The 15,694-nt window shown below is 70.2% G+C and carries 18 protein-coding genes; 11 read left to right on the top strand and 7 right to left on the bottom strand.

Annotated features, from left to right (window positions below; all coding sequences use genetic code 11):
• The first annotated feature begins 239 nt into the window (after positions 1-239).
• From ACZ561_RS27790 to moaA, 3 genes are all read left to right on the top strand, one after another.
• Complete coding sequence (locus tag ACZ561_RS27790; RefSeq protein WP_470999875.1) at positions 240-635, top strand: DUF485 domain-containing protein; 396 nt, start codon at positions 240-242, stop codon at positions 633-635.
• Positions 632-2,257 (top strand): solute symporter family protein, encoded by a 1,626-nt coding sequence (locus ACZ561_RS27785; protein WP_470999873.1) that lies wholly within the window; start codon positions 632-634, stop codon positions 2,255-2,257. The genes ACZ561_RS27790 and ACZ561_RS27785 overlap by 4 nt, the downstream gene beginning before the upstream one ends.
• A 152-nt stretch (positions 2,258-2,409) precedes the next feature.
• A complete protein-coding gene (gene moaA / locus ACZ561_RS27780; protein ID WP_376446731.1) occupies positions 2,410-3,399 on the top strand; it encodes a GTP 3',8-cyclase MoaA in 990 nt (329 codons plus the stop codon).
• On the opposite strand, the gene ACZ561_RS27775 is transcribed toward moaA, so the two are convergent.
• Together ACZ561_RS27775 and ACZ561_RS27770 are read right to left on the bottom strand one after the other, a co-directional pair.
• A complete protein-coding gene (locus tag ACZ561_RS27775; RefSeq protein ID WP_470999871.1) occupies positions 3,382-3,612 on the bottom strand; it encodes a hypothetical protein in 231 nt (76 codons plus the stop codon). The two genes, moaA and ACZ561_RS27775, sit on opposite strands and share 18 nt — an antisense overlap.
• 181 nt (positions 3,613-3,793) lie before the next feature.
• Positions 3,794-4,138, bottom strand: a complete 345-nt coding sequence (locus tag ACZ561_RS27770; protein ID WP_470999869.1) for a DUF3099 domain-containing protein — start codon at positions 4,136-4,138, stop codon at positions 3,794-3,796.
• A gap of 180 nt (positions 4,139-4,318) precedes the next feature.
• Here ACZ561_RS27770 and ACZ561_RS27765 point away from each other — a divergent pair, with 180 nt between their 5' ends.
• Positions 4,319-4,594 (top strand): GlsB/YeaQ/YmgE family stress response membrane protein, encoded by a 276-nt coding sequence (locus tag ACZ561_RS27765; RefSeq protein WP_470999867.1) that lies wholly within the window; start codon positions 4,319-4,321, stop codon positions 4,592-4,594.
• Positions 4,595-4,762: 168 nt separating this feature from the next.
• On the opposite strand, the gene tyrS is transcribed toward ACZ561_RS27765, so the two are convergent.
• Genes tyrS through ACZ561_RS27750 form a run of 3 tightly spaced genes read right to left on the bottom strand, consistent with a single transcriptional unit; the run spans position 4,763 to position 8,996 of the window.
• On the bottom strand, positions 4,763-6,034 hold the full coding sequence (gene tyrS, locus ACZ561_RS27760; RefSeq protein ID WP_470999865.1) for a tyrosine--tRNA ligase: 1,272 nt from the start codon (positions 6,032-6,034) through the stop codon (positions 4,763-4,765).
• 53 nt (positions 6,035-6,087) lie between these two features.
• A complete protein-coding gene (locus ACZ561_RS27755; protein ID WP_470999863.1) occupies positions 6,088-7,479 on the bottom strand; it encodes a metallopeptidase TldD-related protein in 1,392 nt (463 codons plus the stop codon).
• Positions 7,476-8,996 carry a TldD/PmbA family protein gene (locus ACZ561_RS27750; RefSeq protein WP_471000379.1) on the bottom strand — a complete coding sequence of 507 codons (1,521 nt, stop codon included), beginning with the start codon at positions 8,994-8,996 and terminating at the stop codon, positions 7,476-7,478. Before ACZ561_RS27750 ends, ACZ561_RS27755 begins: the two co-directional genes overlap by 4 nt.
• 197 nt (positions 8,997-9,193) lie before the next feature.
• Here ACZ561_RS27750 and fabG point away from each other — a divergent pair, with 197 nt between their 5' ends.
• The 3 genes from fabG to ACZ561_RS27735 all read left to right on the top strand — a co-directional run bounded on the left by fabG (position 9,194) and on the right by ACZ561_RS27735 (position 11,227).
• The gene (gene fabG, locus ACZ561_RS27745) at positions 9,194-9,898 is read left to right on the top strand and encodes a 3-oxoacyl-[acyl-carrier-protein] reductase (protein WP_376443702.1); all 705 of its coding nucleotides are present in this window, start codon (positions 9,194-9,196) and stop codon (positions 9,896-9,898) included.
• Between the two features lie 4 nt (positions 9,899-9,902).
• Positions 9,903-10,679: an enoyl-ACP reductase FabI gene (fabI, locus tag ACZ561_RS27740; protein ID WP_470999861.1), complete on the top strand. Its 777-nt coding sequence runs from the start codon at positions 9,903-9,905 to the stop codon at positions 10,677-10,679.
• A 149-nt stretch (positions 10,680-10,828) separates the two neighbouring features.
• Positions 10,829-11,227 (top strand): hypothetical protein, encoded by a 399-nt coding sequence (locus ACZ561_RS27735; RefSeq protein WP_470999859.1) that lies wholly within the window; start codon positions 10,829-10,831, stop codon positions 11,225-11,227.
• On the opposite strand, the gene ACZ561_RS27730 is transcribed toward ACZ561_RS27735, so the two are convergent.
• Positions 11,181-11,885 (bottom strand): FadR/GntR family transcriptional regulator, encoded by a 705-nt coding sequence (locus ACZ561_RS27730; protein WP_470999857.1) that lies wholly within the window; start codon positions 11,883-11,885, stop codon positions 11,181-11,183. The genes ACZ561_RS27735 and ACZ561_RS27730 overlap by 47 nt on opposite strands.
• Before the next feature lie 64 nt (positions 11,886-11,949).
• Between ACZ561_RS27730 and ACZ561_RS27725 the strand changes: the two genes are divergently transcribed.
• From ACZ561_RS27725 to ACZ561_RS27710, 4 genes are all read left to right on the top strand, one after another.
• Positions 11,950-13,245: a CynX/NimT family MFS transporter gene (locus ACZ561_RS27725; protein ID WP_470999855.1), complete on the top strand. Its 1,296-nt coding sequence runs from the start codon at positions 11,950-11,952 to the stop codon at positions 13,243-13,245.
• 17 nt (positions 13,246-13,262) lie between these two features.
• On the top strand, positions 13,263-13,379 hold the full coding sequence (locus tag ACZ561_RS27720; RefSeq protein WP_261992078.1) for an SGM_5486 family transporter-associated protein: 117 nt from the start codon (positions 13,263-13,265) through the stop codon (positions 13,377-13,379).
• Positions 13,380-13,534: 155 nt separating this feature from the next.
• Positions 13,535-13,741: a hypothetical protein gene (locus ACZ561_RS27715; protein ID WP_470999853.1), complete on the top strand. Its 207-nt coding sequence runs from the start codon at positions 13,535-13,537 to the stop codon at positions 13,739-13,741.
• 47 nt (positions 13,742-13,788) lie between these two features.
• Complete coding sequence (locus ACZ561_RS27710) at positions 13,789-14,340, top strand: SixA phosphatase family protein (RefSeq protein WP_470999851.1); 552 nt, start codon at positions 13,789-13,791, stop codon at positions 14,338-14,340.
• A gap of 80 nt (positions 14,341-14,420) precedes the next feature.
• Here ACZ561_RS27710 and serB read toward each other — a convergent pair whose 3' ends face one another.
• Positions 14,421-15,635, bottom strand: a complete 1,215-nt coding sequence (serB, locus tag ACZ561_RS27705; protein WP_376443679.1) for a phosphoserine phosphatase SerB — start codon at positions 15,633-15,635, stop codon at positions 14,421-14,423.
• Positions 15,636-15,694: the final 59 nt, after the last annotated feature.

Below are 15,694 nucleotides of genomic sequence, written 5' to 3'. Positions count from 1 at the left end.
ACGGGCAGGTGCATGACGAGTGAAGTTATCGCTGATCTTCCCGGCCCATCAATGAGTTGAGACGACTTGATGCAGATCCGGAGGAAGATCCAGGAAGAAAGAAGTTTCGCGGTGAACCGCGTCGCCCCGCTCTCCGTGCCGTTGTGCAGGGGAGGTGCTCCGTCGGGAGCGCCGTTCCCCCACCCCCCAGTGAGGCCCCTTTGTCCATGCCCACCGCACCCATGTCGCGAGGAGAATCCGTGGCTACCGAAGCACCGCCGCCGCCGCCCCAAGGCGGCGCCGACGTCCACACAGGCCCCGCCCAGCCCACGACAGAGGCCTTCGTCGAGGTGCAGGAGAGTGCGGAATTCGGCGAACTGCGCCGCACCTACCGCTCCTTCGCGTTCCCCCTGACGGTCGCCTTCATCGCCTGGTACCTGCTGTACGTGCTGCTCTCCAACTACGCCGGCGGCTTCATGGGGACCAAGCTCTTCGGCAACATCAACGTGGCGCTCGTCCTCGGCCTCGGCCAGTTCGCCACCACGTTCCTCATCGCCTGGCTGTACTCGCGGCACGCGGCGAACCGCCTCGACCCGAAGGCCGAGGCCATCAAGTCCCGTATGGAGCAGATGGAGCAGTCGGAGGCCGACGCGTGAGCAGCACACTTCTCCTCGCGGCGGGCAGCGCCACCAGCGAGCACCGGACGCTGATCATCACCCTCTTCGGTGCCTTCGTCGTCGCCACACTCTTCATCACCGTCTGGGCCGGGCGCCAGACCAAGAGCGCCGCCGACTTCTACGCCGGCGGCCGCCAGTTCACCGGCTTCCAGAACGGCCTCGCGATCTCCGGCGACTACATGTCCGCCGCGTCCTTCCTCGGCATCGCCGGCGCCATCGCGCTCTTCGGCTACGACGGCTTCCTGTACTCGATCGGCTTCCTGGTCGCCTGGCTGGTCGCCCTGCTCCTGGTCGCCGAACCGCTGCGCAACTCCGGCCGGTTCACCATGGGCGACGTCCTCGCCTACCGGATGCGCCAGCGCCCCGTCCGTACCGCCGCAGGCACCTCCACCATCGTCGTCTCGATCTTCTATCTGCTCGCCCAGATGGCCGGCGCGGGCGTGCTCGTCTCGCTGCTCCTCGGCATCACCAGCGACGGCGGCAAGGTCGCCATCGTCGCCCTGGTCGGCGTGCTGATGATCGTGTACGTGACCATCGGCGGCATGAAGGGCACCACCTGGGTGCAGATGGTCAAGGCCGTCCTGCTCATCGCGGGCACGCTCCTGATCACCTTCCTCATCCTGTGGAAGTTCAACTTCAACCTCTCGGACCTGCTCGGCGCGGCCGCCACCAACAGCGGCAAGGGCTCGGCCTTCCTGGAGCCCGGCCTCAAGTACGGGGTCTCCGGCATCTCGAAGCTGGACTTCATCTCGCTCGGCATCGCTCTCGTCCTCGGCACCGCCGGCCTGCCGCACATCCTGATCCGCTTCTACACGGTGCCGACCGCCAAGGCCGCCCGTAAGTCCGTCAACTGGGCCATCGGCATCATCGGTGCCTTCTACCTGATGACGATCGTCCTCGGCTTCGGTGCCGCGGCCCTGCTGAAGAACAGCGACATCATCGCCTCCAACAAGGCGGGCAACACGGCCGCGCCGCTGGCGGCCCTGGAGATCGGCGGCGGCGCCGGCTCCACCGGTGGAGCGATCCTGCTCGCGGTCATCTCCGCCGTCGCCTTCGCCACCATCCTCGCGGTCGTCGCCGGACTGACCCTGGCCTCGTCGTCCTCCTTCGCGCACGACATCTACGCCAACGTCATCCGGCGCGGAAAGGCCACCGAGAAGGAGGAGGTCCGCGCGGCCCGCTGGGCGACCGTCCTCATCGGCATCGTCTCGATCGCGCTCGGCGCGCTCGCCCGCGATCTGAACGTCGCCGGTCTGGTCGCCCTCGCCTTCGCGGTCGCCGCCTCCGCCAACCTGCCGACGATCCTCTACAGCCTCTTCTGGAAGCGGTTCACCACCCAGGGCGCGCTCTGGTCGATCTACGGCGGCCTGATCTCCTCGGTCGTGCTGGTGCTGTTCTCGCCGGTCGTCTCCGGAAAGCCGACCTCGATGTTCAAGAGCGTGGACTTCTACTGGTTCCCGCTGGAGAACCCGGGCCTCGTCTCCATCCCGCTGGGCTTCCTGCTCGGCTGGCTCGGCTCCCTCCTCTCCAAGGAGGAGCCGGACAAGGGCAAGTACGCGGAGCTGGAGGTCAAGTCCCTCACCGGTGTCGGAGCGCACTGAACCGCGCACGGTGAGCGACCACGGAGCGGTCTCGTCGTAGGGTCCTACGACGAGACCGCTCCGGTCCTCGTTCCAATCGGCCCCTGCTGGTTGTCCGTGCTCTCGCGTAGGCTCGCTGTATAAATCACCGAACGACAGGGAGGGGGCCCACAGTGCTCATCGACACCTACGGCCGTGTAGCCACCGACCTGCGTGTTTCGCTCACCGACCGGTGCAATCTGCGGTGTACGTACTGTATGCCGGAAGAGGGTCTGCAGTGGCTGGCCAAGCCCGACCTGCTGACCGACGACGAGATCGTCCGGCTGGTACGGATCGCCGTCACCGACCTCGGCGTCACCGAGGTCCGCTTCACCGGCGGCGAGCCCCTGCTCCGCCCCGGCCTCGTCGGCATCGTGGAGCGGTGCGCGGCCCTGGAGCCCCGCCCCAAGATGTCCCTGACCACGAACGGCATCGGGCTCAAGCGCACCGCCGCCGCCCTGAAGGCCGCGGGCCTGGACCGGGTCAACGTCTCCCTCGACACGCTGCGGCCCGAGGTCTTCAAGACCCTGACCCGTCGCGACCGCCACCACGACGTGCTCGACGGCATGGCCGCCGCTCGCGACGCCGGACTCACCCCGGTCAAGGTCAACGCGGTCCTGATGCCCGGACTCAACGACGACGAGGCCCCCGACCTGCTGGCCTGGGCGGTGGAGAACGCGTACGAGCTGCGTTTCATCGAGCAGATGCCGCTCGACGCCCAGCACGGCTGGAAGCGCGACGGCATGATCACGGCCGGGGACATCCTGGAGTCGCTGCGCACCCGCTTCACCCTGACCCCCGAGGGCGCGGACGAGCGCGGCTCGGCCCCCGCCGAGCGCTGGGTCGTGGACGGCGGACCGCACACGGTCGGCGTCATCGCCTCCGTCACCCGCCCGTTCTGCCGGGCCTGCGACCGGACCCGGCTCACCGCCGACGGTCAGGTGCGCACCTGTCTCTTCGCCACCGAGGAGACCGACCTGCGGGCGGCGCTGCGCTCCGACGCCCCGGACGCCGAGATCGCCAAGATCTGGAAGCTGGCGATGTGGGGCAAGAAGGCCGGTTCGGGTCTGGACGACCCGAGCTTCCTCCAGCCGGAGCGCCCGATGTCAGCGATCGGCGGCTGAGCCTCCGGCCGACTCCCACTCGGCGAGCGGCACGACATCCTTCAGGAAGCCCCGTACCCCCAGGAACTGGGAGAGATGTTCGCGGTGCTCCTCGCAGGCGAGCCAGGTCTTGCGGCGCTCGGGTGTATGCAGCTTGGGGTTGTTCCAGGCCAGTACCCATACGGCGTCGGCGCGGCAGCCCTTGGCGGAACAGATCGGGGTTTCGTCACTCACCTGATCATTGTCCAGCAATGGCGATGCCGAGCAGCCACGGGGGGAGCTGCCCGGCATCGGTCCGTCGCTCCGACGGGGGATGCGGAGCGCGTAGGAAGTATGTCACGGGGAATGGGCTACGGTGCACCGGAACTTCATGATTGATCTGAGCTTTTCTTGAGCTTTTCGGTCGCAGCGATGATCAACTCTGACCGTACGAACGTTCCGTACGCGCTTCCGCGGGAGGCTCGCCCGCAGACAGTTCCGGGCGGGTCGGCGCCGGCACGAACGTCGACGGAAGAGTCGGCGGCTTCTCCCGTCCCGCGTTCGCGATGACCACGGCGACATAGGGGAGCAGCGCGCCGAGCACGAGAGCCACGACGGCCACATGGCGCTCGACGTTCCACAGCAGGACCGCGGCGATCACGGACAAGGTCCGTACCGCCATCGAGATCACATACCGGCGCTCCCGGCCGCGTACATCGGCGGCCAGGCCCTGACGCGCACCGGTGATCCGGAAAACCTCTGTACCGCCGTGCTTCCGCATCGCATTCCACCGCCAGCGTCCACGCCGAACTCTCCCCGGTCCGGACCTGTCTCCACGGTACGCCCGACGGCCGAGGGTGAGGAGGCCGGGTCACGTATGGCGTCGTCCGACATGCGTCGTATGGCTGATGGGCCGAGACTGGGCCCACATGCGCAGATCGCGCCGCATGAGGAGGCGACCATGAGTTGGCTGTGGGCAATCATCGTGGGCTTCGTGCTCGGTCTGATCGCCAAGGCGATCCTGCCGGGCAAGCAGCAGATCCCACTGTGGCTGACGACCGTGTTCGGCATCATCGGCGGCCTCCTCGGCAACGCCGTCGCGGGCTGGATCGGGGTCGAGGACACCCGGGGCATCGACTGGACGCGCCACCTGCTCCAACTCGTCTTCGCGATCGCGGTGGTCGCCGTGGGCGACATGCTGTGGGCCACGGTCCGGGGCGGCAAGCAACGAACGTGACGGCCCGCGGCGCGCCCTGACGCGGAGGAGCGCGGGGTCGGCGTGACCTCCGACGACCTCGCGCCGACCCGTTTCCGGCGCGGAACCACACGTCGCCCCGGACACGACGGAGGCCGGTACGCGCGTCACGCGCGTACCGGCCTCCGTCACGTCATGCTCCGGGGGGCGTCAGCCCGCGGCGCCGACCTCGATCGCCGCCAGGTTCTTCTTGCCCCGGCGCAGCACCAGCCACCGGCCGTGCAGCAGCTCGTCCGCCGACACCTCGGCGTCCTCGGCGGTGACCTTCACGTTGTTCACGTACGCCCCGCCCTCCTTCACCGTCCGGCGTGCTCCCGACTTGCTGGGCGCAAGACCGACCTCGACGAACAGGTCCACGACCTGCCCGAGCTCCGCCACGCGCGCGTGCGGCAGCTCGGAGAGCGCGGCGGCCAGCGTCGCCTCGTCCAGCTCGGTCAGGTCGCCCTGCCCGAACAGCGCCTTCGAGGCGTTGATGACGGCCGCGCACTGGTCGGCGCCGTGCACCAGCGTCGTCAGCTCCTCGGCGAGCGCCCGCTGGGCGGCCCGGGCCTGCGGCCGCTCGGCGGTCTGCTGCTCCAGCTCCTCGAGCTCCTCGCGGGACTTGAAGGACAGGATCCGCATGTACGTCGAGATGTCCCGGTCGTCCACGTTCAGCCAGAACTGGTAGAACGCGTACGGCGTGGTCATCTCCGGGTCGAGCCACACGGCCCCGCCCTCGGTCTTGCCGAACTTGGTGCCGTCCGCCTTGACCATCAGCGGGGTCGCCAGCGCGTGCGCCTCGGCGCCCGGCTCCAGGCGGTGGATCAGGTCGAGGCCCGCCACCAGGTTGCCCCACTGGTCGGACCCGCCCTGCTGCAGCGTGCAGCCGTAGCGCCGGTACAGCTCCAGGAAGTCCATGCCCTGGAGCAGCTGGTAGCTGAACTCGGTGTAGCTGATTCCCTGCTCGGACTCCAGGCGTCGGGCGACGGAGTCCTTGGTCAGCATCTTGTTGACCCGGAAGTGCTTGCCGATGTCGCGCAGGAACTCGATCGCGGACAGGCCGGCGGTCCAGTCCAGGTTGTTCACCATGACCGCCGCGTTCTCTCCCTCGAAGGAGAGGAACGGCTCGATCTGGCTCCGCAGCCGGTTCACCCAGTTCGCGACCGTCTCCGGGTCGTTCAGGGTGCGCTCGGCGGTCGGCCGCGGGTCGCCGATCTGGCCGGTGGCCCCGCCGACCAGCGCCAGCGGCCGGTGACCGGCCTGCTGGAGCCGGCGGACGGTGAGCACCTGGACCAGGTGGCCGACGTGAAGACTGGCCGCGGTCGGGTCGAAGCCGCAATAGAACGTGACGGGGCCGTCCGCGAGGGCCTTGCGCAGGGCGTCCTCGTCAGTGGACTGGGCGAACAGCCCACGCCACTTCAGCTCGTCGACGATGTCCGTCACGGTGTCCGGTCTCCTTGATCGATGGTCGTCACGCCGCCCTCAGTCTAGGCGGGTCATACGCCCTTGCTGACCGAGCTCATGTTGAAGTCCGGCACCCGCAGCGCCGGCATCGCGGCCCTGGTGAACCAGTCGCTCCATTCGCGCGGCAGCGTCTTCTCCGTGCGCCCCGCCTCCGAAGCCCGCGACAGCAGGTCCACCGGCGACTCGTTGAACCGGAAGTTGTTCACCTCGCCGACCACCTCGCCGTTCTCGACGAGGTAGACGCCGTCGCGGGTCAGCCCGGTCAGCAGCAGCGTCGCGGGGTCGACCTCGCGGATGTACCAGAGGCAGGTCAGCAGCAGACCGCGCTCGGTCGAGGCGACCATCTCCTCCAGCGAGCGCTCGCCGCCGCCGTCCAGGATCAGGTTCCCGGCGCCGGGCGCCACGGGCAGGCGGGTGAGCGCGGCGGTGTGCCGGGTGGTGATCAGATGCTCCAGCTTCCCCTCCCGCACCCAGTCGATCGGCGCCAGCGGCAGACCGTTGTCGAAGACGGAGGAGTCGTCGCCCGAGGAGTGCGCGATCACGAACGGCGCGGACTCCAGACCCGGCTCGTTCGGGTCGCTGCGCAGGGTCAGCGGCAGCGGCGAGAGGGTCTCGCCGAGCCGGGTCCCACCGCCCGGCTTCGAGAAGACCGTGCGGCCCTCCACCGCGTCCCGGGCCGTCGAGGACCAGAGCTGGTAGATCAGCAGGTCGGCCACGGCGGTCGGCGGCAGCAGCGTCTCGTACCGCCCGGCCGGCAGCTCGATCCGGCGCTCCGCCCAACCGAGCCGCTGTGCCAGATCGGCGTCGAGGGCGGCCGGATCGACGTCCTTGAAGTCCCGGGTGGAGCGCCCGGCCCACGCGGAGCGGGAGCGGTCGGGGGACTTGGCGTTGAGCTCCAGGGTGCCGTTGGGCTGGTCGTGCCGCAGCCGCAGCCCCGTCGACGTACCGAGGTAGGTCGAGGTGAGCTCGTGGTTGGCGAAGCCGTACAACTCGCGCCCACCGGCCCGGGCCCGGGCGAAGGCCTCGCCGAGCGCGGGCGCGAAGTCCGCGAAGACGGCGGAGCTGGTCTCGGCCGGCGCGTCCGTGAAGTCGGGGGAGGCGTCGATGCCCTCGACCAGGGGCTGCGCGTCCTCGGCGGGCCCCGCGGCGCGGGCGGCCTCCTCCGCGGCCCGCACCAGCGGCTCCAGGTCGTCCACGGTCACGGCGGAGCGCGAGACGACACCGGACGCGGTGCCCTGCGCGCCGTCCACGGTGGCGACGACCGTGAGCGTACGGCCGCGGGTGACGCCGTTGGTGGTCAGCGCGTTGCCCGCCCAGCGCAGATTGGCGGAGGACTCCTCGTCGGCGATGACGACACACCCGTCCGCGCGGGACAGCTCCAGGGCCCGCTCGACGATCTCGTACGGCTTGCTCACGCGGCTCATCGACCGGCCTCCTGCGTGGTGTTCAGAATGTTGACGCCCCTGAAGAGGGCGGAGGGGCAGCCGTGGGAGACCGCCGCGACCTGGCCGGGCTGGGCCTTGCCGCAGTTGAACGCGCCGCCGAGGACATACGTCTGCGGGCCGCCGACCTTCTCCATCGAGCCCCAGAAGTCCGTCGTCGTCGCCTGGTACGCGACGTCCCGGAGCTGGCCGGCCAGCCTGCCGTTCTCGATGCGGAAGAAGCGCTGCCCGGTGAACTGGAAGTTGTAGCGCTGCATGTCGATAGACCAGGACCGGTCCCCGACCACGTAGATGCCGCGCTCGACGCCCCCGATCAGATCCTCCGTGGAGAGCCCGCCCGGGTCCGGCTGCAGGGAGACGTTCGCCATCCGCTGCACCGGTACATGGCCCGGCGAGTCGGCGAAGGCACAGCCGTTCGACCGGCCGAGGCCCGTGAGCTTCGCGATGCGCCGGTCCAGCTGGTAGCCGACGAGCGTGCCGTCCTTCACCAGGTCCCACGACTGCGCCTCGACGCCCTCGTCGTCGTACCCGACGGTCGCGAGCCCGTGCTCGGCGGTCCGGTCACCCGTCACGTTCATGATCGACGAGCCGTACGCCAGCTTGCCCAGCTGGTCGAAGGTGGCGAAGGAGGTCCCGGCGTACGCCGCCTCGTAGCCCAGTGCCCGGTCCAGCTCGGTGGCGTGGCCGATCGACTCGTGGATCGTCAGCCAGAGGTTCGACGGGTCGACGACCAGGTCGTAGGCCCCCGCCTCCACGCTCGGCGCCCGCATCTTCTCGGCGAGCAGCCCGGGGATCTGCTCCAGCTCCGCGTCCCAGTCCCAGCCGGTGCCGGTCAGATACTCCCAGCCGCGCCCGACCGGCGGCGCGATCGTCCGCATCGAGTCGAACTCGCCGGTCGTCTCGTCCACGGCGACCGCGGTGAGCTGCGGGTGCAGCCGGACCCGCTGCTGGGTGGTGACGGTGCCCGCCGTGTCCGCGTAGAACTTGTTCTCCTGGACGGTCATCAGCGAGGCGTCGACATGCGCGACGCCGTCCGCCCGCAGCAGCCGCTCGCTCCAGTCGGCGAGCAGCGCGCTCTTCTCGGCGCCGGGGATGTCGAACGGGTTGATCTCGTACGAGGAGATCCAGGTCCTCTCCGCGTGCACCGGCTCCTCGGCCAGCTCCACACGCTCCTCGGAGCCCGCCGCGGCGATCACCTTGGCGGACAGCTTGGCCATGGCGACGGCCTGCGAGGCGACCCGCGCCGCCCCGTCCATGGTCAGATCGACCCCGGAGGCGAACCCCCAGGCCCCGCCGTGCACCACCCGCACCGCGTACCCGAGGTCCGTGGTGTCCGAGGAACCCGAGGGTTTGGCGTCGCGCAGCCGCCACGAGGCGCTGCGCACCCGCTCCAGACGGAAGTCGGCATGGTCGGAGCCGAGGGCACGCGCGCGTGCGAGCGCCGCGTCGGCGAGCGCCCGCAGCGGCAGTGCCGTGAAGGCCGCGTCGAGGGAATGGATGCCAGATGGCACAGCTGTCTCCTGTCGTGTGAGACCGGTCGACCCCGATCATGTCGCGCTTTCGGCCGCCACGCCCAGAGCTTTCTGTAGGGACCCGACAGTGACATCCGTACGCCACTGTCAGGGGTCGATTCCTCGCGGAAGGGACGGGACCGATAGGTTTTCGGTAACCAGACCGCTATCGAAAGGGTGATCCGTTGAGCCGCTCGGTTCTCGTCACCGGAGGCAACCGGGGCATCGGCCTCGCCATCGCCCGCGCGTTCGCCGAAGCCGGCGACAAGGTCGCGATCACATACCGCTCCGGAGAGCCGCCGGCCGGCTTCCTCGCCGTCAAGTGCGACATCACCGACGCCGAGCAGGTGGAGCAGGCGTACAAGGAGATCGAGGAGAAGCACGGTCCCGTGGAGGTGCTGGTGGCCAACGCCGGCGTCACCAAGGACCAGCTGCTCATGCGCATGTCCGAGGAGGACTTCACGTCCGTCCTCGACACCAACCTCACCGGCACCTTCCGGGTCGTGAAGCGCGCCAACCGCGGCATGCTGCGCGCCAAGAAGGGCCGCGTCGTGCTGATCTCCTCGGTCGTGGGTCTCCTCGGCTCGGCGGGTCAGGCGAACTACGCCGCCTCGAAGGCCGGCCTGGTCGGTTTCGCGCGGTCCCTCGCCCGGGAGCTCGGCTCGCGCAACATCACCTTCAACGTCGTCGCGCCCGGTTTCGTCGACACCGACATGACCGCCGTCCTCACCGACGAGCAGCGCGCCGGCATCGTGTCCCAGGTGCCGCTGGGCCGCTACGCGCAGCCGGAGGAGATCGCCGCGGCGGTGAAGTTCCTCGCCTCCGACGACGCCTCGTACATCACTGGAGCCGTCATCCCGGTTGACGGCGGATTGGGCATGGGTCACTGATCACATGAGCGGAATTCTCGAGGGCAAGCGCATCCTGATCACCGGTGTGCTGATGGAGTCCTCCATCGCCTTCCACGCCGCCAAGCTGGCCCAGGAGCAGGGCGCGGAGATCATTCTCACCGCCTGGCCCCGGCCGACGCTGACCGAGCGCATCGCCAAGAAGCTGCCCCAGCCCGACAAGGTGAAGGTGCTGGAGCTCGACGTCTCCAACGACGAGCACCTCGCCCGCCTGGAGGACCAGGTCCGCGAGCACCTCGGCGACCGCCTGGACGGCGTCGTGCACTCCATCGGCTTCGCGCCGCAGGACGCGCTCGGCGGCAACTTCCTGAACACGCCGTTCGAGTCCGTGGCCACCGCCATGCACGTCTCGGCCTTCTCCCTGAAGTCCCTGACGATGGCGCTGCTGCCGCTGATGAGCGAGGGCGGCTCGGTCGTCGGTCTCACCTTCGACGCGCAGTTCGCCTGGCCGCAGTACGACTGGATGGGCCCGACCAAGGCCGCCCTGGAGGCCACGAGCCGCTACATGGCCCGCGACCTGGGCAAGCAGAACATCCGCTGCAACCTGGTCTCGGCCGGCCCGCTCGGTTCGATGGCCGCCAAGTCCATCCCGGGCTTCTCGGAGCTGGCCTCCGTGTGGGACAACCGTTCCCCGCTGCAGTGGGACCTGGCCGACCCGGACCCGGCGGGCCGCGCCATCGTCGCGCTGCTGTCCGACTGGTTCCCGAAGACGACCGGCGAGATCGTGCACGTCGACGGTGGTCTGCACGCCATCGGCGCCTGAGGCTCGTACGCAGGCCGGGCGTCCCTCCACGGAGGGGCGCCCGGCCTTCGTCGTTCCCGCCCTCTCCCCCGAGTCGAAAAGTTGGGCGAACCCCCTCACACTGGATCGGAGCGTGACATTCCGGCTACTGACGGGGAGGAGGTAGGGATATGCGCGCGCCGCACCGCAGGGCCGCCGCTCTCGCCTCGGCCGCCGCACTCCTCGCCGGATTCGCCGTCGCGGCCGAGGTGCGCGCGGCGCCCGGTCCCCCCGAGGACGCCCCGCCACCGGCCGTCGCCCAGGAGCCCGAGAACTTCGGGGCCTCCTGTCGCACGGTCGTCGAGGGCTCCCGCGTCACCGCCTACTGTCACAACCCCTACCCCGACACCGATCGCGTCCGGCTGCACGTCGAGTGCGACCGATGGTGGGACGTCGACACCGACAGCGCCCCCGTCGACGTGGAGGCGACCGCCTACGCCCGGCTGACCGGCCGTTGCTGGAAGGAGGTCCGCTCCGTCTGGCTCACGCACCAACCGGTCGAGCCGGCTCCGCGGGCCCCAGGTTCCTGAGGCACATGAACGGATACCCGGCCGCCTCGGCCGCCGCCGTGTCCGCGTCGCCCGACCGGATCGCCTCCACCAGGCGCGCGTGGTCCATGTGGTGCTCCGGCCGCAGCTCCTGGCCGAGGTCGTCACGCAGCCACTGCCGCAGGACGTCTCCGAGGTCGGCGTAGAGCTCGGTCAGTACGTCGTTGTGCGAGGCGACCACCACCGCGTGGTGGAACGCGCCGTCGGCCGTCACGAACCGCTCCGCGTCGCCCGACCGCCAGGCCTCCTCTCGACCGCTCAGCAGCGCGTCCAACTGCTTCAGGTCCCGCTCCGTGCGCCGCTGCGCCGCGAGCCGCGCCGCCGAGGACTCCAGCGTCGAGCGGAGCTCGGCGATGTGCCGCGGGTCGGACCCGGCGAACCGGCGGTGCATCACACCGGCGAGCTCGCTGGTCGCGACGACATAGGTGCCCGAGCCCTGACGGATGTCGAGCAGCCCGTTGTGCGCGAGCGCGCGGACCGCCTCGCGCACGGTGTTGCGGGCCACGCCCAGCTGCTCGACCAGCTCCGGCTCGGTCGGGATCCGCGACCCGACCGGCCACTCGCCGGAGGTGATCTGGTTCCGCAGCTCGGTGATCACCTGATCGGAGAGCCCGGAACGCCGGGGGGAGCCGAGCGCCATGGTGCACCTTCCATTTCGTTCCGGATTGGACAACCAATCATCCCATGATTCTATGATGGCGCTCATGCATGACGAGCCGCAGACCCTCGAGACCGCCGCACCGTCGGCCCGAACCTCGAAGCCGACCGCCACCGTGGGGGATTCTTCCGCACCGGACCGGCCGGCCCTCTGGATCACCCGGATCGTCCTCGTCGGACTCGTCCTCGCCGCGCTCAACCTCCGCCCCGCCATCACCAGCCTCGGCGCCCTCCTCGAAGAGGTCCGCGACGGACTCCACATGAGCGGCAGCGTGGCCGGTGTCCTCACCTCCGTACCCCCGCTCTGCTTCGCGGTCTTCGGCATCACGGCGCCCCGCCTCGCCCGCCGCTTCGGTCCCGCCGCCGTCGTGTGCGCCGGTATGGCCGCGATCCTCGCCGGTCTCGCCGTCCGCCCCTTCGCCTCCGGCACCGTCGGCTTCCTCGTCGCCAGCGCCCTCGCCCTCATGGGCATCGCCGTCAGCAACGTCCTCATGCCCGTCATCGTCAAGCGGTACTTCCCCGACCGCGTCGGCAGCGTGACCGGCCTGTACTCCATGGCGCTCGCCCTCGGCACCTCCCTGGCCGCCGCCGCGACCGTGCCCATGACCGAGACCCTGGGCGGCAGTTGGCGCACCGGCCTCGGCGTCTGGGCCCTCCTCGCCGCCCTCGCCGTACTGCCCTGGGTCCCGCTGCTGCGCGACCGGGGTACGGGGTCGGCGACCGGCGCCCTCGAGGCGCGAGCCGCGGCCCCCTCGGCCGCCCCGCTCCGGATCACCCGCAGCCGCACCGCCTGGACCCTCGGCGCCTACTTCGGTCTCCAGGCCACCGGCGCGTACATCACGATGGGCTGGATGCCGCAGATCTTCCGTGACGCCGGTGTCCCGGCCGGTACGGCCGGCGTGCTGCTCGCCGTCACCATGGTGATGGGCGTACCGCTCGCGTTCGTCATCCCGCGCCTCGCGACCCGGCTCAGGACCCAGGGCCCGATCGTCGTGGCCCTGGGCCTGTGCGGCGTGGTCGGCTACACCGGCCTCTTCCTCGCGCCCTCCGGCGGAGCCTGGGTCTGGGCGGTGCTCCTCGGCATCTCCAACTGCTCGTTCCCGCTCGCCCTCACCATGATCGGTTTGCGCTCGCGCAGCGGCGCCGGCGTCGTCCGGCTCTCCGCCTTCGCGCAGAGCGTCGGCTACCTCATCTCGATTCCCGGGCCTCTTCTGGTCGGCGTCCTCTACCAGCACAGCGGCGGCTGGGGCCTGCCCATCGCGCTCATGGCGGGGCTGATGATCCCCCAGATGATCGTGGGCACCCTCGCCGGAAGGGACCGGACCGTCGAGGACGAATGCTGAGATGCGAGACTGTCTCCATGCCAGTGCTCGACCCGAACCCCCAGAACGGCCAGAAGAAGCTCCTGCTCGTGCTCGGCGCGATGCTGGGGATCTCGGTCGTCATCGCCGTCATCGCCACCATCGCCTCCCCCTGACCCGCCTCGAGGTGGGGTCAACCCCACCATCCCCTAGGGGGTGAGTCTCAGGGTGAAGTAGGTGGATCACCGGATGGGCCCGGCGATGCGCGCTCCGTAGCGTGGAGACATCGCGGCAGTCACCGCCGCGGAAGTCCCGACCCACGGAGGCGGCCATGTCGGCCCGTACGCACACCCGGACCCCGGCCCCCTCCGTCGTCGGCGTCGGCACCCGGCTTCCCTGGTGGGCGCTCGCCCTCCCGGTGGCCGCGTTCGTCGCCCTCTTCCTGCTGATAGCGGGACCGGGCGGGGCCCACGCGGCCGGTGGCGACCCGTCGGTCGGGCATCTCCTGGAGCAGATCCAGCAGACGCTGCCCCACTGACCCAACACCCTGCGCCCGGTGGCTCGTTTCGTGCGAAGCTGGAGCCCATGAGCGTCGCAGCGACTTCCGGGGGGACACCCCCCGGCCCCCCCGAACCCCGCAGGATTGTGTTGCTCCGGCATGCCAAGGCCGACTGGCCCCAGGTGTCCGACCACGAGCGACCGCTCGCCGACCGCGGCCGCGCGGACGCCCCCGTGGCCGGGCGCAAGCTCGCCGACTCAGGAATCACCTTCGATCTGGCCCTCTGCTCGACCGCGGTCAGGACCCGCGAGACCTGGAAGCTGGCCGTGCAGGAGCTGCCGCACCGACCCAGGACCGTCTACGAGGAGCGGCTCTACGAGGCCTCTCCCGGCGAGCTGATCGCCCTGCTCAACGAGGTCTCCGACGAGGTCGGGAACGTCCTCGTCATCGGCCACAACCCCGGGATGCACGCCCTCTCCGAGGTCCTCGCGGGCTCGGCCGAGGGCGACGCCCTGGCCCGGATGGACAGGGGCGGCTTCCCCACCGCCGCGTTCTCCGTCCTCGGCTTCAGCGGCTCCTGGAAGTCCGTGGAGCCCGGTGTGGGCACCCTGCTCGACTACTGGGCACCGCACAGCTGACCCGCCCGTACGGCGAGGGGCCCGGCCACCCCAAGGGGGCCGGGCCCCTCGCCGTACGCGGGCGGGGTGGGCGACGGACGTCAGTGCAACAGTTCCTCGTCGCCGTCCGCCGCCTCGACCTCCTCGCGGGTGATTCCCAGCAGATAGAGGACCGTGTCGAGGAAGGGCACGTTCACGGCCGTGTGGGCGGCCTGGCGCACCACGGGCTTGGCGTTGAAGGCCACGCCGAGGCCGGCCGTGTTCAGCATGTCCAGGTCGTTGGCGCCGTCGCCGATCGCCACCGTCTGGGAGAGCGGCACCCCCGCCTCCACCGCGAACCGGCGCAGCAGCCGCGCCTTGCCCGCACGGTCCACGATCTCGCCGGTGACCCGGCCGGTCAGCTTCCCGTCCACGATCTCCAGCGTGTTGGCCGAGGCGAAGTCGAGCCCCAGCCTCTCCTTGAGATCGTCCGTGACCTGGGTGAACCCGCCCGAGACCACGCCGACCTGGTAGCCGAGCCGCTTGAGCGTGCGGATGAGGGTGCGGGCGCCGGGGGTGAGCCGTACCTCGGCACGGACCTTGTCCACCACCGAGGCGTCGAGCCCGGCCAGCAGCTCCACGCGTGCGTGCAGGGACTGCTCGAAGTCGAGCTCGCCACGCATCGCCGCGGCAGTGACCTCGGCGACCTTGTCCTCGCAGCCCGCGTGCGCCGCGAAGAGCTCGATCACCTCGTCCTGGATGAGTGTGGAGTCCACATCCATGACGACCAGCCGCTGCGCACGGCGGTGCAGCCCCGCCGAGACCACGGCCACGTCCACACCGATGTCGTGCGCCTGCGTGGCCAGTGCGGTTCGCAGCGGCTCGGTCTCGCAGCCCGAGACGGCGAACTCGACCGCCGTCACCGGGTACTTCGCGAGGCGGAAGATACGGTCGATGTTGCCGCCGTTCTCGGCGATCCTCGCCGCTATGGCGGCGGTCTGCTCGGCGGTCAGCGGGTGCCCGAGGACGGTGACGTGCGAACGGCCACTGCCGCGCGGACGGTTGTCACCGGTGCCGGAGATGATCTCCGCCTGGAGCTTCAGCGACTCGGCCCAGCTGTGGATCGTCGCGCGCAGCTCGCCCTGGGAGGCGACGGTCGGCTCGGTGACGAGCGCGCACAGGACGAGGCGGCCGCGGGACACGACCTGCTCGATGTCCACGACGTCGACGGAGTACGCGGCGAGGGTGTCGAAGAGCCCGGCGGTGATCCCGGGGCGGTCCTTCCCGAAGATCTTGACGAGAAGGGTGGGAACGTCTGAGGTCTGCGATGCGCTCATGGTGGTTCCACCGTATCGGGCACTGGGTGCCACCAGTCCCCCCGTCCCGCGTACCGGAC

This window comes from Streptomyces sp. NPDC039609, assembly GCF_055596705.1.
Note: the sequence above shows the minus strand (reverse complement) of the source record. Positions and strands in the feature narration are given on the sequence as shown.